This is a genomic window from Streptomyces sp. NPDC048507 (assembly GCF_043199995.1).
In the GTDB taxonomy this organism is placed as follows: domain Bacteria; phylum Actinomycetota; class Actinomycetes; order Streptomycetales; family Streptomycetaceae; genus Streptomyces.
This window is the reverse complement of the sequence record NZ_JBICWZ010000006.1, coordinates 210,243-230,787: the sequence shown is the minus strand read 5'-3', so window position 1 is coordinate 230,787 and position 20,545 is coordinate 210,243. Positions and strand designations below refer to the sequence as shown.

Below are 20,545 nucleotides of genomic sequence, written 5' to 3'. Positions count from 1 at the left end.
GGGGCGGTACGAGCCGGCCGGCCCGTACCGCCCCCGAGTCGTGCGCGGACCACCGAGCGGCTCCGCCCCGGGCGGGGGATCACTGCGCGTCCGGGCCCGGCCCCCGCGCGGCCCAGCCGGCCAGCGCGTCGAAGTCGGCCCGCGTCAGCCCGACCCGCTCGTCGACGCGCAGGAGCAGGGCGTGCGCGGGGTACAGCTGGTCGACGTACTCGCGGTCGGCGGGGGTGATGTCATCGTCGATCCAGGCGAAGGGCCGCCCGGCCGCGTACTCCAGCACGTACTGGGTCTTCCAGAAGGTGCCGCGCGGCGCCCGGCCGTGCATCTGCGGCCAGTCGATGAAGGGCAGCCGGGGCAGGCCCAGGTGCGGGCCTATCCAGTCGTTGGCCTCGTCCTTCCAGGTGGTGGCCCAGACGAGGTCGTAGAGCTCCGCCAGCGCGAGCAGCTCCGCACCGTGGCCGTGGTTCAGCCAGACCCGCAGGGGTTCGCCCCGGCCGGCGACCGTCCACCCCCGAGGCGTCATCCGGTGGGTGCTGTAGCCCTCCGGGCGGCGTTGGGCCCGGGCGGCGTAGGGGTTGAGCGGTCCGTCGACGTCGATGAGCAGCAGGGGCTTCAGGGGCTTCAGGGGCTTCATGGGCGCAGGATTCCTTTCCGGCTGTCCGGGCGCAGCCGATTTTTTGATCGAATGAGACACTGGCGTCTCATTCGGGTTATGCTTGTCTCATGGCCATGGATCGTGACCAGGTGCTCCGCGACGCGGCCGCCCTGCTCTCCCGCAAATCGACCGCCACGATGGACGAGGTCGCCCGCGCCGCCGGAATCGGCCGCGCGACCCTCCACCGGCACTTCGCCGGGCGCGACGCCCTCGTACGGGCCCTGGAGGAGCTGGGGATCCGCGCCTTCGAGGTGGCCTTCGACCGCGCCCGCCTCGACGAGGGCACGGCCGTGGAGGCGATCGGGCGGCTGATCGCCGAGACGGAGCCCAACGCCCAGCTGCTGGCCTTCCTCGTCACCGAGAACCAGCTCTTCGAGGGCGATGCGGTCAACGAGGGCTGGGCCCGCCTCGACGCCCGGGTCGGCGCGCTGTTCCGGCGCGGCCAGCAGGAGGGCGACATCCGCATCGACCTGAGCCCCGCCTGGCTCACCGAGGCCTTCTACGGCCTCGTCGGCACCTGTGCCTGGGCCGTGATGGACGGCCGGGTCGCCGCCAAGGACTTCCAGTACATGATCACCGAGTTGCTGCTCGGTGGCGCACGACGGAGTGTGGAGCAATGAGCCGTATCGAACAGCTGAACCGGCAGAAGGGGGCGGAGGGGAAGGGCCGGGGGCGATGGCTCGCCCTCTCCGTGCTCGTCCTGGCCGTGCTGCTGGTCGCGGTGGACGCCACCGTGCTCGGTCTCGCCACCCCCGCCCTCAGCGAGGACCTCAAGCCGTCCGGCACCCAGCTGCTGTGGATCGGCGACATCTACTCCTTCGTCATCGCGGGTCTGCTCGTCTCCATGGGCTCCCTCGGCGACCGGATAGGCCGCAAGAAGCTGCTGCTGGCCGGAGCCACCGCCTTCGGCGCGGTGTCCGTGCTGAACGCCTACGCCTCCAGCCCCGAGATGATGATCGTGGCCCGGGCGCTGCTCGGCGTGGCCGGCGCGACCCTGATGCCCTCCACCCTCGCGCTGATCCGGAACATCTTCCAGGACCCCCGCGAGCGCAGCCTGGCCATCGGCATCTGGGGCGCCACCGCATCCGCCGGCGCGGCCGTCGGGCCGGTCGTCGGCGGAGTCCTGCTCCAGCACTTCTGGTGGGGCTCGGTCTTCCTGATCAACCTGCCGGTGATGGTCGCCCTGGTCCTCGTCGGCATCAAGCTGCTGCCCGAGTCCAAGAACCCGGTCGCCGGGCCCTGGGACCTGGTCAGCGTCGCCCTTTCCCTCGTCGGTGTCATCGGTGTGGTCTACGCCGTCAAGGAAGTCGCCACCCACGGCCCGACCTGGGGCGTCTGGGCCGCCGCCGTCATCGGCGGAGCCTGCCTGTACGCGTTCGTCCGGCGCCAGTTCAGCCTGCCGTCCCCGCTGCTGGACATGCGGCTCTTCAAGCACCGCGGCTTCTCCGGCGCGGTCCTCGCCGACCTGCTGACCGTCTTCGGCCTGTCCGGGCTGGTCTTCTTCCTCTCCCAGTTCCTCCAGCTCGTGCAGGGCCGCGACCCCCTGGAAGCCGGCCTGGCCGAACTGCCCGCCGCCATCGGCGCGGTGGTCACCGGCCTCGTGGCGGGCCGCTACGCCCGCAAGTACACGGTCCGCGTCATCGTGACCGGCGGCCTCGCCGCCATCGGAGTGGCCCTGGCCGCCCTTACGGTGATCCACAAGGAGACCGGCTACCCGCTGCTCGGCGCGGCCCTGCTCGTCGTCGGACTCGGCGCCGGCTTCTCCTTCACCGTCACCGCCGACGTGATCCTCTCCAGCGTCCCCAAGGAGCAGGCCGGCTCGGCCTCGGCCGTCTCCGAGACCGCGTACGAACTCGGCGCGGCCCTCGGCATCGCCCTGCTCGGCTCCGTGGTGACCGGCGTCTACCAGTCCTTCACCGCCCCGGCCTCGGTGTCCGCGCAGGTGGCCGACGCCGCGCACGAATCGCTCGGCGGAGCCGTCGAAGCCGCCAGGGCACTGGATCCGCAGACCGCCTCGCAGATGGTCGGTGCCGCCCAGGACGCCTTCGTGGACGGACTGCGGCTCGCCTCGGGCGTCGGCGCGGCCGTCCTGCTGGCCACCGCCGCGGCCGCCTGGTTCCTGCTGAAGGGCCAGGAGCTCCAGGACGGCATCGAGCACTGACGCACCGCCAGGCAGCGGCGTCCCGCCCGTGGTTGACACCGCGTCGGCGGGCGGGACACCATCCCGGCGATGGAGATCACCGATCTGACCCCGGCCGAACGCCGCGTATGGGACGCCTTCCCGCGCGGCGACGGCGTCGACTTCCGCGCGCACCCCGAGGACAGCTCCGCGGACGGGGCCGGCTGGGGCCCCGAGCGCACCGTCCGGGCCGAGGTGCTGCGCGCCCTGCTGCTGGGCGCGGGCCCCGCCGAAGAGGGCCGGGTCGCGGGCCTGAAGGTCAAGGGCGCGAAGATCGTCGGGAAGTTCGACCTGCGCTACGCGACCGTCGACCACCCCGTCCGGCTGCGCGACTGCTGGTTCGAACGGGCCCCCCTGATGTTCGGAGCCCAGCTCAAGGCCCTGGTCCTCGGCTACTCCACCCTCCCCGGCCTCACCGCCGCCACCCTCCGCGTCGACGTGGTCCTGCGGCTGTCCTGCTGCCGCATCACCGGCCCCGTACGGCTCCAGGGCGCGAAGATCAACGGCGGCCTGTTCCTCCAGGGAGCGGTGATCGGCCCGGTGGCGGGGGAGGAGACGGGGGAGGAGGCGGACGAACCCCCGCTCCAGCTCAACCACGCCGAGGTCGGCACCGACATCATCGCCAACGACCTGACCGTCCACGGCCAGCTGCGCCTCAACGGCGCCACCGTCGCGGGCCAGATCAGCCTGGACCGGGCCCGCCTCCTCGCCCCCGGCGGGATCGCGCTGCACGCCGAGACGCTGACCGTCGGCACGGACCTGCGGGCCCAGCGGCTGGAGGCCCGGGGCACGGTGAACCTCACCGGCTCGCGGATACCGGGTCAGCTCAACCTCGCGCACGCCACCTTCACCAACCCCGGCGGCGTCGCCCTGCGCGCCTCCAGCTGCGCCGTCGGCGAGATGTGGCTGCGGGGCTGCGAGCAGGTCCGGGGGCTCGTCAACCTGCGCCGTTCCCACTTCGACCTGCTGCACGTGCCCAGCGCCACCTGGCCCGAGAAGATCCGCATCGACGGGCTCACCTACCGCACGCTCGCCCCGCACCTGCCCGCCGAGCAGCGCCTGCCCGCGCTGGAGCGCGAGGAGTCGGGCTACCTCCCGTACGCCTACGAACAGCTCGCCGCGGCCTACCGTACGGCCGGCGACGAGTCGGCCGCCCGTACGGTGCAACTGGCCAAACTGCGGCGCCACCGCCGCACCCTGCCCCGGGCCGCCCGGCTGTGGGGGCTCCTCCAGGACGTCACCGTCGGCTACGGCTTCCGGCCGCTGCGCGCGGCGTCCTGGCTGGCCGCGCTGCTGCTCCTCGGCTCCCTCGCGTACACGGCGCACGCGCCCCGGCCGCTGAAGGCGGGGGAGGCGCCGGACTTCAACGCCGTCTTCTACACGATCGACCTGATGCTGCCGATCGTCGGCTTCGGCCAGGAGTCCGCCTACGCGCCGGGCGGCTGGTACCAGTGGCTGTCGTACCTGCTGATCGTGACCGGCTGGATCCTCGCCACCACCACCGCGGCGGGCGTCAGCCGCTCGCTCCAGCGGCAGTAGCGCCGGTGCCGGTCAGGCGGCCTTCGCCTTGGTGGCGTACATGTCCACGTACTCCTGCCCCGACAGCCGCATGACCTCGGCCATCACCGAGTCGGTGACGGCGCGCAGCACGTAGCGGTCGCGGTCCATGCCCTCGTAGCGGGAGAACTCCATCGGCTCGCCGAAACGGACCGTGACCCGGCCCGGGCGCGGCATGCCCGAGCCGCCGGGCTGGAGCTTGTCGGTACCGATCATCGCGAAGGGGACCACGGGGGCGCCGGTCATCAGGGTGAGGCGGGCGATGCCGGTACGGCCTCGGTACAGGCGGCCGTCGGGGGAGCGGGTGCCCTCGGGGTAGATCCCGAAGATCTTGCCCTCCTCCAGGATCCTGCGCCCCGTCATCAGCGCCGCGACACCGCCGTTCGCGCCGTCCCGGTCCACCGGGATCATGCCGGCGCCGGTGAAGAACCACGCCATCAGGCGGCCCTTGAGGCCCTTGCCCGTCACGTACTCGTCCTTGCCGATGAAGTGGACCGTGCGGTCGCAGACCAGCGGCAGGATCATCGAGTCGATGAAGGTGAGGTGATTGCCCGCCAGGATCACCGGACCGGTGCCCGGAATGTTCTCGATGCCCTCCACCCTGGTGCGGATGATCAGGCGCATGACCGGTCCGACAGTGGCTTTGATGAGCGCGGTACGGAACAACGTGAGCCCTCCGGCATCGAAAAGCGGCTGCGCACCACGCGGCGGTAGTGCAGGTGAGGACGATACTCGCGGGTCACCGCTGATCGCACATCGGGTTCACGTGTCGGATACGCAGTGTTGACGCGCGTTCGCGCCATGTTCCCGCCGAGCCCACCCTCCCGCCACCCCTCCTTGCCTACCATCGGCACGCCGACGGCGGGCCGCGCGACCCGGAGATCCCGGGCTCCCGGGCCCGTCGCGGAACGAGGAGGGGCACTGATGACGCAGGGTGGGTCAGCACGGCGCACGGTCCTGGGAGCGGCGGTCCTGGCGGCCGGAACGGGCATCACCGCACTGACGGCGGGCACCGCGGCCGCCGCGGGCGGGCACGGCGAGGGGGGCTACCGGAGCCTCCCCGTCCCGACGGTCATCGGCCACCGCGGCTCCAGCGGCTACCGGCCCGAGCACACGCTCGGTTCCTACCAGCTCGCCCTCGATCTCGGCGCCGACGTCGTCGAGCAGGACCTCGTCCCCACCAAGGACGGCCATCTGGTGTGCCGTCACGAGAACGAGATCGGCGCCACCACCGACGTCGCCGACCACCCCGCCTTCGCCCCCCGGCGCACGACCAAGACCGTCGACGGGGTCCCCGTCACGGGCTGGTTCACCGAGGACTTCACGCTGGCCGAGCTCAAGACCCTGCGGGCGAAGGAGCGCATCCCCGCCGTCCGCCAGCGCAACACCCTCTACGACGGCCGCTGGGACGTCCCCACCTTCGAAGAGGTGCTGCGCTGGGCCGACCGGGAGGGCCGCCGGCGCGGCAAGCGGGTCTGGCTGCACGTGGAGACCAAGCACCCCAGCTACTTCCGGGGCCTGGGCCTCGGCCTGGAGGAGCCCCTCGCCCGGCTGCTGCGCCGCTACGGGCGCGACGGCCGCGACGCCGCGCTCTTCCTCCAGTCCTTCGAGCCCTCCAGCATCCAGCGGCTCTCCCGCCTGGTCTCGGCCCCGCGCGTGGTGCTGCTCGGCGCGGCCGCCACCCGGCCCTGGGACTTCGAGGTGGCGAAGGACCCTCGTACGGTCGCCGACCTGGTCAAGCCCGAGGGCCTCAAGTGGATCGCCGGCTTCGCCCAGGGCATCGGCCCGACCCTGGACCTGATCGTGCCCCGCACCGCCGACGGCCGCCTCGACCGGCCGACCACCCTGGTCAAGGACGCGCACGCGCGCGGCCTGGTGCTGCACCCCTACACCGCGCGCAACGAGAACGCCTTCCTGCCGGCCGAATACCGCAAGGGCACCGACCCCAACGCGTACGGGGACGCCTTCGGCGCCTTCCGGCGGTACTTCGAACTGGGCGTCGACGGCATCTTCACCGACAACCCGGACACCGGACTCCTCGCGGCGGAGGCCTTCCGCCCCGGCCGCGGCGTCAACGGCTGACGCCCCGTCCCCGTACGGGTGTGCCCGGCCCGGCGGGGAAACCGCCGGGCCGGCTCCGTACGTCCCGCCCGGCATGGACCTGCTGAAGGAATCCGATCTGCTCCGGGAGCTCGGCCCGCTGCTCTCCGCCGAGGCGGCCGCGGAGGCCCCCGCCGCCGGGGTGGACGCCGCCGACCTGGAACAAGCCGTCTGGGTGCGGCTGCTGGAGCGCGGCCCGTGCACCCCCGACCCGACCGGCCGGGCCCGCTGGCTGCGCCGGGCCGTGCGCGCCGAGGCCCGGCGCGCCCGCCGCCGCACCCGGCGCGAGGTCCCGTACGCGGCGGCGTCCACGCCCGCCGCCGCGGCCGCGGAGCCGGAGGACGCCCTCCTGCACGGCGAGGCGAACCGGGCCCTGCGCTCGGCGGTCGCCCGGCTGCCCGGGCGCTGCCCGCAGCTGATGGGCGCACTTCTTTCGCCGAGGGACCTCACTTACCGTGAAATCGCAGGAGAGTTGGGTATCTCACAAGGAAGTTTGGGACCCGTGCGTTCCCGTTGCCTGGGATGTCTGCGCAGAATGCTGGCTGCAGAGGTTGAGGCTCCTGGCCTGCGGGGAAGGGAGCGTTAGACCGGAGAGCCACCAGGTGAGCGGGAGGCATGCGCACATGGGCATGAGCGTGACCATTTCGGCGGCGGCCGCCGAAGACGCCGAGCAGATTTTCAAGCTGCAGTACCTGGCGTTCCAGCGGGAGGCGGAGCTGTACGGCAACTACCTCATCCAGCCGCTCACCCAGTCCCTGGACTCCCTCAAGGCGGAGCTGGCCTCGGACACCGTGCTGGTGGCCCGGCTGGGCGACGAGGTGGTCGGTGCGGTCCGCGGCGCCGCCGGCCAGGACGGCACGGCGAACATCGCCAAGCTGTGCGTGCACCCGCGCCTCCAGGGCCACGGACTGGGCGCCCGGCTGCTGCGCGCGGTCGAGGGAGCCCTCGCGGGCCACGCGGGCACGACCCGGTTCCGCCTGCACACCGGCGTCAAGAGCGAGTCGAACCTGCGCCTGTACCGCAAGGCCGGCTACGCGCAGGTCGGCAACCGCACCGCCTCCGACGGCGTGCACCTGGTGATCCTGGAGAAGGAGGCCGCGCGGCCGGCCGACTTCGCCGTCAGCGCCTGAGACCCCGGCCGCGTCACCACCGCCCACTGCGGCGGGGACGCGGCCGGTCGTCGTCCGTCCGCGTCCGTCCGCGCTAGCGCTTGCGGCGGAGCCAGAGCATGCCCGTCACCGGGAGGATCACCGGGATGAACAGGTAGCCCATCCCGAAGTCCGACCACACGGTCGCGTCGGGGAAGGAATCGGGCCGCACCAGCGTCCAGGTCCCGACGGCCAGCACCCCCGCCAGCTCGGCCGCGCAGCACACCAGCGCCGCCTTGCGGGCCCGCTCCCCGCCGCGCACCAGCGAGTACGTGATGAAGGCGTAGACCAGGGCCGCCGCTCCGGACAGCGCGTACGCCAGCGGGGCCCGGCCGAATTCGGTGGAGATCTGGTAGGCCGAACGCGATACGGCGCCGACCACCATCACCCCGTAGAGCCAGACCAGCAGCAGCCCCGGCCCGGAGACCAGCCGCCCCCGCCCGGCGGCGCCGGTCCCCGTCTCGGTATCGGTCGTCGTGTCAGGCACCGGTGGATCCCCAGATGTCGTAGAGCCGTACTTCGAGGACGGCGAGGACGACCGCGCCCGCGGCCACCGTCACCGAACCCCACTTGGTCCGTTCGCTGAGCGAGAGCATTCCGGCGGCCGGGACCGCCGCGAAGGCGCCCATCAGATAGGCCACGAAGAGCACCGTGCCCTGCTCCGGCTTCTCGCCCCGGGCCAGCTGCACCAGTCCGACCACCAGCTGGACCAGGACCAGTACGGTCACCACGGCCATGCCGATGAAGTGCCAGTCCTTGGTCGGCTGGTCCCGCCAGGCGGCGTGGCCGCACCAGACGGCGAGGGGGAGGGCGGCGGCACCGATGGCGACCGTCAGGGCGTCGAGCATGCAGCGAGGGTATTACGGGCCGAAAGACCCGATGCGCTCACCCCTCGCCCCGGGCTTTCCTGGAAGGTATGAAGCTGCACGCTGAAGCCCTGCTGTTCGACAACGACGGAACGCTCGTCTCCTCCATGGAATCGGTGCACCGCTGCTGGACCCGCTGGGCCCGGGAGCAAGGGATCTCCGACGAGGACTTCGCCCGGGTCGAGCTGCACGGCCGCCCCGCCGCCGAGATCATCGCCGAACTGCTCCCCGCCGGGCGGCGCCGGGAGGCCCTGGCCCGCATCCAGGAGCTGGAGGTCGAGGACGTGCCCGGCGGCGTCGTCCTGCTCCCCGGCACCAAGGAGCTGCTGAACGCGCTCCCGGCCGGCCGCTGGGCCGTGGTCACCTCCGCCACCCGCCCGCTGGCCGAGGCCAGGCTGCGGGAGGTGGGCATCGACTGCCCCGAGCTGGTGGCCGCCGACGACATCACCCGCGGCAAGCCCGACCCGGAGCCCTTCCTGCTCGCCGCCCGGCGCCTGGGCGTCGACCCGGCCCGCTGCGTGGTCTTCGAGGACGCCCCCGCGGGCCTGGCGGCGGGCCGGGCGGCCGGGATGGTGACCGTGGCCTTGACCACAACGCACCCGGCCGCCGAACTCGACGCCGACGTGGTGGTCAGGGACCTCTCGGCCGTGTCCGCACTGGCCGGGGAGGCCGGAGTGACGCTTGAGACGAACGGCTGACGCTGACCGTTGTTGTCCGTATTGCGGCCGGAATCCGTCCGCTATACGGACACCATGGATCGGTGAGTCATCAGGTCTGCTTTACTTGGGCCCATGACCACGACGAGCAGCCGCACCCTTGCGACCGAGGCGACGATGACGCCCGGTGCTCGTTGTATGTGTCGAATGCGCGCCTTCTGAGGGCCCCCCACCTGCAGTCTCGCGCCCCGAAGCGAGACCGGCCGAGCCGCTCCGCAGCAGCCGTCACCCGCTGACCGCCCTACGGACCGCTCCTGCCCCGCGCACGCGTCGACACCCTTCGCCTCCGGCGGTTCGGCCCGTATCGCGTCCCCAGATGTTTGCCCCGTGCACGGCACCCGCACGCCGTGCACTCGACAGCGACGGAATTCCTGTGATCACCACATCGGGCCTCACGAAGGTCTACCAGTCCCGTGGCCGTGAGGTCACCGCCCTGGACGGCGTCGACCTGCACGTCCGCGAGGGCGATGTCTACGGAGTCATCGGACAGAGCGGCGCCGGCAAGTCCTCCCTCATCCGCTGCGTGAACCTCCTGGAGCGCCCCACCACCGGCACGGTCACCGTCGACGGCGTCGACCTCACCGCGCTGGCCGGCCGCGGCCGCCGCGCCGGCAAGGACCTCCGCGAGGCCCGCAGCCGCATCGGCATGGTGTTCCAGCACTTCAACCTGCTGTCCTCGCGCACCGTCCAGGCCAACATCGAGCTGCCCCTGGAGATCCTCGGCGTCTCCGGCCGCGAGCGCTCCCGCAAGGCCCTGGAACTCCTCGACCTCGTCGGCCTCGCCGACAAGGCCAAGGCCTACCCCAGCCAGCTCTCCGGCGGCCAGAAGCAGCGCGTCGGCATCGCCCGCGCCCTGGCCGGCGACCCCAAGGTGCTCCTGTCCGACGAGGCCACCAGCGCCCTGGACCCCGAGACCACCCGCTCGATCCTCCAGCTGCTGCGCGACCTCAACCAGCAGCTCGGCCTGACCGTCCTGCTCATCACGCACGAGATGGACGTGGTCAAGGCCGTCTGCGACTCCGCCGCGCTGATGAAGCGGGGCAAGGTCATCGAGTCCGGCACCGTCGCCGAGCTGCTCGCCACACCCGGCTCCGAGCTCGCCGCCGAACTCTTCCCGGTCAGCGGCGCCCCCACCGGCCCCGACCGCACCGTCGTCGACGTCACCTTCCACGGCGAGGCCGCCACCCAGCCGGTCATCTCGCAGCTGTCGCGCACGTACAACATCGACATCTCGATCCTGGGCGCCGCGATGGACACCGTCGCCGGCCGCCAGATCGGCCGGATGCGCATCGAACTGCCCGGCCGCTACGAGGACAACGTGGTGCCCGTCGGCTTCCTGCGCGAGCAGGGCCTCCAGGTGGACGTCGTCGAGGAAGAGGACGCCGACGGCGCGATCGAGAACGAACTGGCCGCACTGGTCGAGGATGGTGCCAAGTGACCTGGTCCGAGATGCAGCCCCTGCTCACCCAGGGCACCTACGACACCCTCTACATGGTGCTCTGGTCCACCCTGGTCACCGTCCTCGGCGGGCTGCCCATCGGCATCCTGCTCGTCCTCACCGACAAGGGCGGCCTGCTCCAGAACCAGCCGGTCAACAAGGTCCTCGGCGTGATCGTGAACATCGGCCGCTCGCTGCCGTTCATCATCCTGCTGATCTTCCTGATCCCGGTCACCACCTCCGTCGTCGGCACCTTCATCGGCCCCACCGCCATGATCGTCCCGCTCGCGATCGGCGCCGTCCCCTTCTTCGCCCGGCTCGTCGAGACGGCCGTGCGCGAGGTCGACCACGGCCTGATCGAAGCCGTCGAGTCCATGGGCGGCGGCATCCCGACCCTCGTCGGCAAGGTCCTGCTCCCGCAGGCCCTGCCCTCCCTGGTCGCCGCCGTCACCACCACCGTGATCACCCTGGTCGGCTACTCCGCCATGGCCGGCGCGGTCGGCGGCGAAGGCCTCGGATCCAAGGCCATCACGTACGGCTTCCAGCGCTTCGAGACCGGCTTCATGGTCGCCACCGTCCTCGTGCTGGTCGCCCTCGTCACGGTGATCCAGCTCATCGGTGACGGCGTGGTACGCGTCCTCGCCCGCCGCGGCCGGACAGCCTGAACCTCCCCCACAGAAAAGCCCGCACTTGTCGTGCCTGGGCCTCCACCAGCGGGTCCCCCCGGACCCGTACCGCAAGAAAGGCACTCTTCGTGCGCAAGAACATCAAGCTCACCGCCTTCGCCGCCGCCTCCGCCGCGCTCGCCCTCGGCCTCACGGCCTGCGGCAGCTCCTCGGACCCGTCGACGGCCAAGGCCGACGGCGGCAAGACCGACGAGAGTAAGCCGCTGGTCATCGCGGCCTCGCCGACCCCGCACGCCGACATCCTGAAGTTCGTCAAGGACAACCTCGCCGCCAAGGCCGGCCTCAAGCTGGAGGTGAAGGAGTTCACGGACTACGTCCTGCCCAACACCGCCACCCAGCAGGGCCAGGTCGACGGCAACTACTTCCAGCACAAGCCCTACCTCGACGACTTCAACAAGAAGAACCACACCACGATCGTCCCCGTGGTGAACGTCCACCTGGAGCCCCTCGGCCTGTACTCCAAGAAGGTCAAGGCCCTCACGGACCTCAAGGCCGGCCAGACCGTCGCCGTCCCCAACGACACCACCAACGAGGGCCGCGCGCTCCAGCTGCTCGCCGCGAACAACCTGATCACCCTCAAGGACGGCGTCGGCACCAACGCCAAGCTCTCCGACATCACCGACAAGAAGGGCCTGGAGTTCAAGGAGCTGGAGGCCGCCACGGTCCCGCGCGCCCTGAACGACGTGGACGCCGCCGTCATCAACGGCAACTACGCCATCGAGGCCAACCTCACGCCGGCCAAGGACGCCCTGATCCTGGAGAAGGCCGAGGGCAACCCGTACGCCAACTTCCTCGCGGTCAAGGACGGCAACCAGAACGACCCGCGCATCCAGAAGCTTGCGGGGCTCCTGAACTCCGACGAGGTCAAGAAGTTCATCCAGGACAAGTACCAGGGCTCGGTCATCCCCGCCTTCGGCGCCCCGGCCGCCTCCTGACCCCCGCCCCGGCGACCTCCGCCGGCGCCCGCGCCCGACGGCCCTCCCCCTGACGGGAACCGCCCGGTGGACGCCGCGCTCCCGGCCCCGCACCGCCCCCGGGCGGTGCGGGGCCGCGGCCGCACGCCGCCCCGCCCGCCCGCGGGCGGCCCGGCCCTGCACATCCCCCGGCCGATGCTGCATGCTGTGGCCTACGACATGCTGTGGCCTACGACCCGCACGAATCGGTCCCGCCCCACGGTCGCCCCACGGTCCCAGGCATGGAGCTGCGCATGACTACCACCTTCCCGGACGTCACCATCAGCACGGACCGGCTGGTGCTGCGCGCCTTCGAGGAAGAGGACGTCACCGCCCTCGCCGAGATGATGAACGACGAACAGGTCACCGCCTGGACCTCGGCCCCCCACCCCTACACCCACACCGACGCCCACGCCTGGGCCACCCGCCAGTCCCACGCCGAACGCACCGGCGGCCGCGGCATCGTCTTCGCCGTCACCGAGTTCCTCACCCAGCGCCTCGTCGGCGTCGTCCACCTCCGCAACACCGACTGGCGCATCCGCGCCACCGAAGTCGGCTACGTCACCGCCCCCTGGGCCCGCGGCGAGGGCTACGCCAGCGAATCCGTCCTCGCCGTCGCCCAATGGCTCTTCCGCGACCGGGGCTTCGCCCGCTTCGAACTGCGCACCGCCGCCGACAACACCGCCTCCCAGCAGGTCGCGCAGAAGATCGGCTGCATCAGCGAAGGCGTCCTGCGCAACGCCGGGATAGTACGGACCCAGGCGGCGGACGGAAGCTGGACCGACACCCCCACCGACGTCATCGTCTGGGGCCTGGTCCCCGAGGACCTGGACGACGAGGACACCGACGACTACGGATACGACGGCCACAGCGGCTACGGCTACGGCCCCGGCCGCGGACTCCCGGGCCACGACGCCGGATACGCCTCCGCCCGCCAGGGCGACTCGACCGGCAGCGCCATCGGCGCCCACTGGAACTGACCTGCGACCCGGTAGTCTCACCGTGCCCGACCCCGACGAAGCTGCGCCCGCCCCCACCCCAGGAGACTGACGACGATGGCCGACCGGGTCACGGTGATCGGCTGGGACGGCTCTCCCCTCACGGCGGCCGCCCGGTCCGCGCTCGGCGCCGCCACCCTCGTGGCCGGCGCCGCCCACCACCTCGCGCTCCCCGAAATCCCGCCCGGCGCCGAACGCGTCCGCCTCGGCAGCCTCGGCCTCGCCGCCCGCCGCATCGCCGGCCACCGCGGCACCGCCGTCGTCCTCGCGGACGGCGACCCCGGCTTCTTCGGCGTCGTGCGCACCCTGCGCGCCCCGGAGCACGGCCTGGAGGTCGAGGTGGTCCCCGCCGTCTCCGCCGTGGCCGCCGCCTTCGCCCGCGCCGGGATGCCCTGGGACGACGCCCAGGTCGTCGTCGCCCACCCCCGCACCCTGCGCCGCGCAGTGAACGTCTGCCGCGCCCACAGCAAGGTCGCCGTCCTCACCTCGCCCGGCGCCGGCCCCGCCGAACTCGCCCTGCTGCTCGACGGAGTCCACCGCACCTTCGTCATCTGCGAGGAACTCGGCACCGACCGCGAACGCGTCACCGTCCTCACCTCCGACAAGGCCGCCGACCACAGCTGGCGCGATCCCAACGTGGTCATCGTCATCGGCGGCGGCGGCCAGGTCGAAGCCACCGCCGAACCGGGCTGGCTGCTCGGCCAGGGCCCGCTGCCCCCCGCCCCCCGCGGCTGGGCCCGGCCGCGCCCCGGCGCCGCCGGACCGGTGGGGGAGGGGGAGTCGGCGCCGCTGCGCGCCGCCCAGCTCGCCCGCCTCGGGCCCCGTACCGGCGACCTCGTCTGGGACATCGGCGCCGGCTCCGGAGCCCTCGCCGTGGACGCCGCGGCCTTCGGCGCCGCCGTCATCGCCGTGGACGCCGACCCCCGCGCCTGCGAAGACGTCGCGGCCGCCGCCCGGGGGCGCGGGCTCCAGCTCCAAGTCGTCCACGGACGCGCCCCGCACGTACTCGAGAACCTCCCCGAGCCCGACGTCGTACGCGTGGGCGGGGGCGGCGCCGAGGTCGTCGCCGCCGTCGCCGACCGGCGCCCCGAACGGATCGTCAGCCACGCCTCCACGCGCGACGAGGCCGAGGCCATCGGACGGACCCTCACCGAACACGGGTACGCCGTCGAATGCGCCCTGCTCCAGTCCGTGGGCCTCGACACCCGGACCTGGACCGAACAGGAGCGTTCCGTCGTGTTCCTCCTGGCAGCGCAACGCCCCGCGAGCCGCTAGCGCGGAGCCCGGGGTAGGCTGGCCGATCGTCGTACTGCCCGCAGGACGCGCGACGTGGCGCAGTCCACAGCGGACCGTACCGATTTCTGGCCGACACGACGGCCGACGAGCGCGACAATGCTCAGGAGTTGTTGTGCGGGCGCACGCCGGGCGTCGTGACCGCACGGCGGCCCCGCACGGCGAACTCCGCACGCAGGACCGCGGACGGCGGGCCTGCGGGCGACCGGGCGATCGAAGAGGCAACACCGATGGGCGAGGGGTACGCATGACTGACACCGGCCAGGTTCCGGGCGAGGGCCACCCGGACGAAGCGGGCATGGTGGATCAGCAGCAGGGCATCCCCGCTCCGGTCCAGCCCCTGCCGCCGCTGCCCCCCCAGCCGCCGACGGGCTACGCCTTCCAGGACCTCGTGGACGACCCCGCCGAGGCCGAGGACGAGGAACTGCTGCTGATGCCGAGCGGCCAGGGCTCCTGGAGCGACCCCCAGGTGGTCCCGCCCGTGCCGGCCTTCCCGTCCGACTTCCCCGCCGGCCCGGGCCCCGAAACCGGTTACCCGCACTACCCGCAGCCGCCCGCGGCCGGGTTCCCGGCCCCCGGGCACCCCGGCTTCCCGGAGCAGGGCTACGCGGAGGGCGGCTACCCCGCCCCCCAGCAGCCCGGCACGGCCGCCCAGCCCGGCTTCCCCGACCCGTCGTACCCGGACCCCTCGTACCCCGAGGCCGCCTACCCCGGCGCCGGCTACCCCGACGCCCAGGCCGAGCCCGCGGCGTACAGCGCCGGCGCGCACGAGACCGGCGGACGCGACAGCGGCGCCCTCGACCTCGGCGGCCTCGTGGTCCCGCCGGCCGCCGCGCAGGCACCGCCCGCGGCTCCCGTGACCCCCTCCCGGCGCCCGCTGCACATGGGCCCGCCCGTGCCCGAGGCCACTGGCGTCGTACGCTCCCTCGCGGACCGGGGCCCCGCCGCGGCGCCGGCCGCTCCCGCTCCCGTCGCCGTTCACGCGGCGCCCGTCGCGGCTCCGGCGCCCGAGCCGGTACCGGTGGTCACCGCCGAGCCGGTTGCCGAGCCGGTGACCGGCCCGGAGCCGCTGCCCGGCCCCGCCGCCGAGCCGGTGGCCGAGCCCGTCGCCGTCGCCGCGGTGCCCGTGGCGCAGGGGCAGACCCCGGTGCCGGTCCGCCACGCGGGCCCGCCGACCGTCGGTCCCGAGTACCTGGACGTCCCGCAGCCCGAAGCCCCCGCCGCGCTGTCCGCCGAGATCCCGCCGCAGCCGGGCACGCCGTGGGCCGCCGAGCCGGTCGCGGACGCCGCTGCCCCGGAGCCGGTGACCCCGGAGGCCGTCCGGGCCCCCGAGCCCGCCGCCGAGGCCGCTCCCGAGCCGGCCGGGTCCGGCCCCGCCGCGCAGCCGCAGGCCCCCGGGACCCCGGACGCCGTGGAGGCCCCGGCCGTGCCCGAGGCCCGGGAGGACGAAGCCCCCGCCGAGCCGGAGCCGGCCGCGGTGGAGCCGGCCGGGGCCGTGGAGCCCGTGGCCGCGGAGCCCGCCCTCGCGCAGGCCCCGGTCGCACCCGAGGAAACGATGGTGCGGTCCGCCGTCGAGCCCGCCGAGCCCGTCGCGGCGGAGCCCGTCGAGGTACCGGCCGAGGACGGCCCGGAGGCCGCCGCCGAGCCGCTCGCGGCCGTTCCGGCGGAGCCCGCCGAAGCCGCCGAAGCCGCCGAGCCCGTCGACCCGGCCGGGCCCGCGCGGTCCGCCGAAGCCCCCGTGGCCCAGGAGCTCCCGGAGGCCCCGGCCGCCCCGGAGCTCCCGGAGACCCCTGAGGCCCCCGACGCCCCGCAGGCCCCCGAGGACGCGGCCGCCGCCCAGGAGCCCGCACCGGGCGCCCCCGAGCCCGTCCCGGCCCCCGAGCCCGTCCCGGCCCCCGAGCCCGTCCCGGCCGGCGACCCCGCCCCCGCGTACGACGACGCCGAGCGCGAGGCCGTGCTGCGCGTCATGCGCGAGCGCCGCGACATCCGCAAGGGCTTCCGCACCGACCCCATCCCGCACGAGGTGCTGCTCCGCGTCCTGGAGGCCGCCCACACGGCGCCCAGCGTCGGCCACTCGCAGCCCTGGGACTTCGTCGTCATCCGCTCCGCCGAAACCCGCCGGACGATGCACGAGCTCGCCGAACACCAGCGCGAGGCCTACGCCAAGTCGCTGCCCAAGGGCCGGGCCAAGCAGTTCAAGGAACTCAAGATCGAGGCCATCCTCGACACCCCGGTGAACATCGTCGTCACCGCCGACCCCACCCGCGGCGGCCGCCACACCCTCGGCCGGCACACCCAGCCGCAGATGGCCCCGTACTCCTCCGCCCTCGCCGTCGAGAACCTCTGGCTCGCCGCGCGCGCCGAAGGACTCGGCGTCGGCTGGGTCAGCTTCTTCGACGAGCGCGAGATGGTCCGCGCCCTCGGCCTCCCGGAGCACCTGGAGGTCGTCGCGTACCTGTGCGTCGGCTACGTCGACGAGTTCCCCGAGGAGCCCGAGCTCGCGCAGGCCGGCTGGTCCCAGCGGCGCCCCCTGTCCTGGGTCGTGCACGAGGAGACGTACGGGCGCCGCGCGCTGCCGGGCGAGGAGCCGCACGACCTGCTCTCCGAGACGGTCGCCAGCATCCGCCCGCTCGACGCCAAGGCGCTCGGCGAGGCCTGGGAGCGGCAGAAGCGCATGACCAAGCCCGCCGGGGCCCTGGGCATGCTCGAAATCCTCTCGGCCCAGCTCAGCGGTCTCTCCCGGGTCTGCCCCCCGCCGATCCCGGAGCCGGCCGCCGTCGCGATCTTCGCCGGTGACCACGGCGTCCACGCCCAGGGCGTCACGCCGTGGCCGCAGGAGGTCACCCTGCAGATGGTGGCGAACTTCCTCGGCGGCGGCGCGGTCTGCAACGCCTTCGCCAACCAGGTCGGCGCCGAGGTCTGCGTCATCGACGTCGGCGTCGCGGGCGAGCTGCCCGCCACCCCGGGCCTGCTGCCCCGCAAGGTGCGTCCCGGCACCGCCGACCTCTCCGCCGGCCCGGCCATGACCCGCGAGGAAGCCGTCGCGGCCATCGAGGTCGGCATCGAGACCGCCCGCGACCTCGTCGCGGCGGGCAACAAGGCCCTGCTGACCGGCGAGATGGGCATCGCGAACACCACCGTGTCCGCCGCCCTCATCTCGGTGTTCACCGGGGTCGACCCGGCCGAGGTCACCGGCCGCGGCACCGGCATCAACGACGAGACCCACGCCCGCAAGGTCGAGGTCGTCCGGCGAGCCCTGGAGCTCCACCAGCCGGACCCGGCCGACCCGGTCGGCGTCCTGGCGGCCATCGGCGGCCTGGAGCACGCGGCGATCGTCGGCCTGCTGCTGGGCGCCGCCTCGCTCCGTACGCCGGTCATCCTGGACGGCGTCAGCGCCGGCGCGGCCGCCCTGGTGGCCCGCGCCATCGCCCCCGAGGCCCTGTCGGCCTGCATCGCCGGCCACCGCAGCGCGGAGCCGGGCCACGTCGCCGCCCTCAACAAGCTCGGCCTGCGCCCGCTGATCGACCTGGACCTGCGCCTCGGCGAGGGCACCGGCGCCCTGCTGGCCCTGCCCCTGGTCCAGAGCGCGGCCCGCGCCATGCACGAGGTCGCCACCTTCGACTCGGCGGGCGTGACGGAGAAGTAGCCCCGGACGACGGCGGGACCGGTGCCACCGGTCCCGCCGGGCGGTGCCCGCACCCCGGGCCCCGCCGGGAACGCAGCCCCAGCGGGTCGTATCGTGGACCCGGACAGCGGAAAACCGCACGTCACCCCAGCCGCTCCGACGTAGCAGCGGCCTCGTCGATCCCCGCCGCATCAGGAGCCGCAACCGCCATGGCAAACCCGGCACACCCCGCCTACCCCGTAGGACTCCGCCTGGCCGGGCGCCGCGTCGTCGTCATCGGCGGCGGCCAGGTCGCCCAGCGCCGCCTTCCCGCGCTCATCGCGGCCGGCGCCGACGTCCTGCTGATCTCCCCCTCCGCCACCCCCTCCGTGGACGCCATGGCCGAGACCGGCGAGATCCGCTGGGAACGCCGCCGCTACCAGGACGGCGACCTCGCCGGAGCCTGGTACGCCCTGATCGCCACCCAGAACCGCGAGGACAACGAGCGGATCTCCGCCGAGGCCGAGCGCGAGCGCGTCTGGTGCGTGCGCGCCGACGACGCCTCCGCCGCCACCGCCTGGACCCCGGCCACCGGCCGCGTCGAGGGCGTCACCGTCGCCGTGCTGACCGGCAACGACCCCCGCCGCTCGGCCGCCGTCCGCGACGCCGTCGTCGAGGGCCTGCGCGACGGCACCCTCACCGCCCCCGCCCACCGCCACAAGGGCGGCCCGGGCGTCGCCCTCGTCGGCGGCGGCCCCGGCGACCCCGACCTGATCACGGTCCGCGGCCGGCGCCTGCTCGCCGAGGCCGACGTCGTCATCGCCGACCGGCTCGGCCCCCGCGACCTCCTGGACGAGCTGCCGCCGCACGTCGAGGTCATCGACGCCGCGAAGATCCCGTACGGCCGGTTCATGGCCCAGGAGGCCATCAACAACGCGCTGATCGAGCACGCCAAGGCGGGCAAGGCCGTCGTCCGCCTCAAGGGCGGCGACCCGTACGTCTTCGGCCGCGGCATGGAGGAGCTCCAGGCCCTCGCCGAGGCCGGCATCCCGTGCACCGTCGTGCCCGGCATCTCCAGCTCCATCTCCGTGCCCGGCGCGGCCGGCATCCCCGTCACCCACCGCGGGGTGGCGCACGAGTTCACCGTGGTCAGCGGTCACGTCGGCCCCGACGACCCGCGCTCCCTCGTGGACTGGGCCTCCCTCGCCAAGCTCACCGGCACCCTGGTGGTCCTGATGGGCGTCGACAAGATCGGCCTGATCGCCGAGGCCCTGGTGCGCCACGGCCGCGCCGCCGACACGCCGGTGGCGGTCGTCCAGGAGGGCACCACCGCGGCCCAGCGCCGGGTGGACGCCACCTTGGCCACGGTCGGCGAGACCGTGCGCGCCGAAGGGGTCCGCCCGCCGGCGGTCATCGTCATCGGCGAGGTCGTCGGCGTGCACGCCCCGGGCACCGCGGGCACCCCGCCCACCACCAGCGCCTGACAGGCCGTTGGCACCGCACCCAGGACAAGGCAGTATCACCCTGTGGCTGATCTCATCACCATCGAAGACCCCGACGACCCGCGCCTCGGCGACTACACGGGCCTGACCGACGTCGAACTCCGGCGCCGTCGCGAGCCCGCCGAAGGCCTCTTCATCGCCGAGGGCGAGAAGGTCATCAGACGCGCCAAGGACGCCGGGTACGAGATGCGCTCGATGCTGCTCTCCGCCAAGTGGGTCGACGTCATGCGCGACGTCATCGACGAGCTCCCGGCGCCCGTCTACGCCGTCAGCCCGGACCTCGCCGAACGCGTCACCGGCTACCACGTGCACCGCGGCGCCCTCGCCTCGATGCAGCGCAAGCCCCTGCCGACGGCCCGCGAACTGCTGGCCTCGGCGCGCCGGGTGGCCGTCATGGAGGCGGTCAACGACCACACCAACATCGGCGCCATCTTCCGCAGCGCCGCCGCCCTCGGGATGGACGCCGTCCTGCTGTCGCCCGATTGCGCGGACCCGCTCTACCGCCGCTCGGTGAAGGTCTCCATGGGCGCGGTGTTCTCCGTCCCCTACGCCCGCCTCGACGCCTGGCCCAAGGGCCTGGACTCGGTACGGGAGGCGGGCTTCAAGCTGCTCGCCCTCACCCCGCACGAGAAGGCCACGCCCATCGAACGGGCCGTCGCGCAGACCCAGGACCGGGTCGCGCTGATGCTCGGGGCCGAGGGCGAGGGCCTGACGACCCAGGCCCTGGTCGCCGCCGACGAATGGGTGCGCATCCCCATGGCGCACGGCGTGGACTCGCTCAACGTGGGTGCGGCCGCCGCCGTCGCCTTCTACGCGGTGGCCGGCAGCCGCAGCTGACGGCCCCGGGCTCCGG

The 20,545-nt window shown here is 73.6% G+C and carries 19 protein-coding genes; 15 read left to right on the top strand and 4 right to left on the bottom strand.

Annotated features, from left to right (window positions below; all coding sequences use genetic code 11):
• Window positions 1–79 precede the first annotated feature (79 nt).
• Window positions 80–613 (bottom strand): HAD domain-containing protein, encoded by a 534-nt coding sequence (locus tag ACGFXC_RS19065; protein WP_393714585.1) that lies wholly within the window; start codon window positions 611–613, stop codon window positions 80–82.
• A gap of 107 nt (window positions 614–720) precedes the next feature.
• Here ACGFXC_RS19065 and ACGFXC_RS19060 point away from each other — a divergent pair, with 107 nt between their 5' ends.
• From ACGFXC_RS19060 to ACGFXC_RS19050, 3 genes are all read left to right on the top strand, one after another.
• Entirely contained in the window at window positions 721–1,272 is a 552-nt protein-coding gene (locus ACGFXC_RS19060; protein WP_393714184.1) for a TetR/AcrR family transcriptional regulator, read from the top strand.
• Window positions 1,269–2,813 carry an MFS transporter gene (locus tag ACGFXC_RS19055; RefSeq protein ID WP_393714182.1) on the top strand — a complete coding sequence of 515 codons (1,545 nt, stop codon included), beginning with the start codon at window positions 1,269–1,271 and terminating at the stop codon, window positions 2,811–2,813. The genes ACGFXC_RS19060 and ACGFXC_RS19055 overlap by 4 nt, the downstream gene beginning before the upstream one ends.
• 69 nt (window positions 2,814–2,882) lie before the next feature.
• Window positions 2,883–4,370 (top strand): membrane-associated oxidoreductase, encoded by a 1,488-nt coding sequence (locus ACGFXC_RS19050; protein WP_393714180.1) that lies wholly within the window; start codon window positions 2,883–2,885, stop codon window positions 4,368–4,370.
• A 12-nt stretch (window positions 4,371–4,382) separates the two neighbouring features.
• Here ACGFXC_RS19050 and ACGFXC_RS19045 read toward each other — a convergent pair whose 3' ends face one another.
• A complete protein-coding gene (locus ACGFXC_RS19045) occupies window positions 4,383–5,012 on the bottom strand; it encodes a lysophospholipid acyltransferase family protein (RefSeq protein ID WP_393714178.1) in 630 nt (209 codons plus the stop codon).
• A gap of 300 nt (window positions 5,013–5,312) precedes the next feature.
• Here ACGFXC_RS19045 and ACGFXC_RS19040 point away from each other — a divergent pair, with 300 nt between their 5' ends.
• From ACGFXC_RS19040 to ACGFXC_RS19030, 3 genes are all read left to right on the top strand, one after another.
• Window positions 5,313–6,470 carry a glycerophosphodiester phosphodiesterase gene (locus tag ACGFXC_RS19040; protein WP_393714176.1) on the top strand — a complete coding sequence of 386 codons (1,158 nt, stop codon included), beginning with the start codon at window positions 5,313–5,315 and terminating at the stop codon, window positions 6,468–6,470.
• Between the two features lie 73 nt (window positions 6,471–6,543).
• Window positions 6,544–7,074 carry a sigma-70 family RNA polymerase sigma factor gene (locus ACGFXC_RS19035; protein ID WP_393714174.1) on the top strand — a complete coding sequence of 177 codons (531 nt, stop codon included), beginning with the start codon at window positions 6,544–6,546 and terminating at the stop codon, window positions 7,072–7,074.
• A gap of 37 nt (window positions 7,075–7,111) precedes the next feature.
• Complete coding sequence (locus ACGFXC_RS19030) at window positions 7,112–7,618, top strand: GNAT family N-acetyltransferase (RefSeq protein WP_393714172.1); 507 nt, start codon at window positions 7,112–7,114, stop codon at window positions 7,616–7,618.
• A 73-nt stretch (window positions 7,619–7,691) separates the two neighbouring features.
• Here ACGFXC_RS19030 and ACGFXC_RS19025 read toward each other — a convergent pair whose 3' ends face one another.
• Together ACGFXC_RS19025 and ACGFXC_RS19020 are read right to left on the bottom strand one after the other, a co-directional pair.
• Window positions 7,692–8,123, bottom strand: coding sequence for a hypothetical protein (locus tag ACGFXC_RS19025; RefSeq protein WP_393714170.1), 432 nt, complete (start codon window positions 8,121–8,123; stop codon window positions 7,692–7,694).
• On the bottom strand, window positions 8,116–8,484 hold the full coding sequence (locus ACGFXC_RS19020) for a hypothetical protein (RefSeq protein WP_393714168.1): 369 nt from the start codon (window positions 8,482–8,484) through the stop codon (window positions 8,116–8,118). The genes ACGFXC_RS19025 and ACGFXC_RS19020 overlap by 8 nt, the downstream gene beginning before the upstream one ends.
• A gap of 68 nt (window positions 8,485–8,552) precedes the next feature.
• Between ACGFXC_RS19020 and ACGFXC_RS19015 the strand changes: the two genes are divergently transcribed.
• From ACGFXC_RS19015 to ACGFXC_RS18975, 9 genes are all read left to right on the top strand, one after another.
• Entirely contained in the window at window positions 8,553–9,200 is a 648-nt protein-coding gene (locus tag ACGFXC_RS19015; protein ID WP_393714166.1) for an HAD-IA family hydrolase, read from the top strand.
• 391 nt (window positions 9,201–9,591) lie between these two features.
• Window positions 9,592–10,656, top strand: a complete 1,065-nt coding sequence (locus tag ACGFXC_RS19010) for a methionine ABC transporter ATP-binding protein (protein WP_393714164.1) — start codon at window positions 9,592–9,594, stop codon at window positions 10,654–10,656.
• Window positions 10,653–11,321 (top strand): methionine ABC transporter permease, encoded by a 669-nt coding sequence (locus tag ACGFXC_RS19005; RefSeq protein ID WP_393714162.1) that lies wholly within the window; start codon window positions 10,653–10,655, stop codon window positions 11,319–11,321. Before ACGFXC_RS19010 ends, ACGFXC_RS19005 begins: the two co-directional genes overlap by 4 nt.
• An 89-nt stretch (window positions 11,322–11,410) precedes the next feature.
• Window positions 11,411–12,277, top strand: a complete 867-nt coding sequence (locus ACGFXC_RS19000; RefSeq protein WP_393714160.1) for a MetQ/NlpA family ABC transporter substrate-binding protein — start codon at window positions 11,411–11,413, stop codon at window positions 12,275–12,277.
• Between the two features lie 272 nt (window positions 12,278–12,549).
• On the top strand, window positions 12,550–13,275 hold the full coding sequence (locus tag ACGFXC_RS18995; RefSeq protein ID WP_393714158.1) for a GNAT family N-acetyltransferase: 726 nt from the start codon (window positions 12,550–12,552) through the stop codon (window positions 13,273–13,275).
• A 75-nt stretch (window positions 13,276–13,350) separates the two neighbouring features.
• Entirely contained in the window at window positions 13,351–14,568 is a 1,218-nt protein-coding gene (cbiE, locus tag ACGFXC_RS18990) for a precorrin-6y C5,15-methyltransferase (decarboxylating) subunit CbiE (RefSeq protein ID WP_393714156.1), read from the top strand.
• A gap of 265 nt (window positions 14,569–14,833) precedes the next feature.
• The gene (cobT, locus tag ACGFXC_RS18985) at window positions 14,834–18,232 is read left to right on the top strand and encodes a nicotinate-nucleotide--dimethylbenzimidazole phosphoribosyltransferase (RefSeq protein ID WP_393714154.1); all 3,399 of its coding nucleotides are present in this window, start codon (window positions 14,834–14,836) and stop codon (window positions 18,230–18,232) included.
• 188 nt (window positions 18,233–18,420) lie between these two features.
• A complete protein-coding gene (gene cobA / locus ACGFXC_RS18980) occupies window positions 18,421–19,674 on the top strand; it encodes a uroporphyrinogen-III C-methyltransferase (protein ID WP_393714152.1) in 1,254 nt (417 codons plus the stop codon).
• A 42-nt stretch (window positions 19,675–19,716) separates the two neighbouring features.
• Window positions 19,717–20,529 (top strand): TrmH family RNA methyltransferase, encoded by an 813-nt coding sequence (locus ACGFXC_RS18975; protein WP_393714150.1) that lies wholly within the window; start codon window positions 19,717–19,719, stop codon window positions 20,527–20,529.
• Window positions 20,530–20,545 lie beyond the last annotated feature (16 nt).

Excerpts from the sequence above, each read along its gene's own strand:
- ACGFXC_RS19060 (WP_393714184.1), top strand. The coding sequence starts at position 721 with ATGGCCATGGATCGTGACCAGGTGCTCCGCGACGCGGCCGCCCTGCTC.
- ACGFXC_RS19030 (WP_393714172.1), top strand. The coding sequence starts at position 7,112 with ATGGGCATGAGCGTGACCATTTCGGCGGCGGCCGCCGAAGACGCCGAG.
- cbiE (WP_393714156.1), top strand. The coding sequence starts at position 13,351 with ATGGCCGACCGGGTCACGGTGATCGGCTGGGACGGCTCTCCCCTCACG.
- ACGFXC_RS19035 (WP_393714174.1), top strand. The coding sequence starts at position 6,544 with ATGGACCTGCTGAAGGAATCCGATCTGCTCCGGGAGCTCGGCCCGCTG.
- ACGFXC_RS19050 (WP_393714180.1), top strand. The coding sequence starts at position 2,883 with ATGGAGATCACCGATCTGACCCCGGCCGAACGCCGCGTATGGGACGCC.
- ACGFXC_RS19055 (WP_393714182.1), top strand. The coding sequence starts at position 1,269 with ATGAGCCGTATCGAACAGCTGAACCGGCAGAAGGGGGCGGAGGGGAAG.
- ACGFXC_RS19040 (WP_393714176.1), top strand. The coding sequence starts at position 5,313 with ATGACGCAGGGTGGGTCAGCACGGCGCACGGTCCTGGGAGCGGCGGTC.
- ACGFXC_RS18995 (WP_393714158.1), top strand. The coding sequence starts at position 12,550 with ATGACTACCACCTTCCCGGACGTCACCATCAGCACGGACCGGCTGGTG.
- ACGFXC_RS19020 (WP_393714168.1), bottom strand. The coding sequence starts at position 8,484 with ATGCTCGACGCCCTGACGGTCGCCATCGGTGCCGCCGCCCTCCCCCTC.
- cobA (WP_393714152.1), top strand. The coding sequence starts at position 18,421 with ATGGCAAACCCGGCACACCCCGCCTACCCCGTAGGACTCCGCCTGGCC.
- cobT (WP_393714154.1), top strand. The coding sequence starts at position 14,834 with ATGACTGACACCGGCCAGGTTCCGGGCGAGGGCCACCCGGACGAAGCG.
- ACGFXC_RS19015 (WP_393714166.1), top strand. The coding sequence starts at position 8,553 with ATGAAGCTGCACGCTGAAGCCCTGCTGTTCGACAACGACGGAACGCTC.
- ACGFXC_RS19045 (WP_393714178.1), bottom strand. The coding sequence starts at position 5,012 with ATGCGCCTGATCATCCGCACCAGGGTGGAGGGCATCGAGAACATTCCG.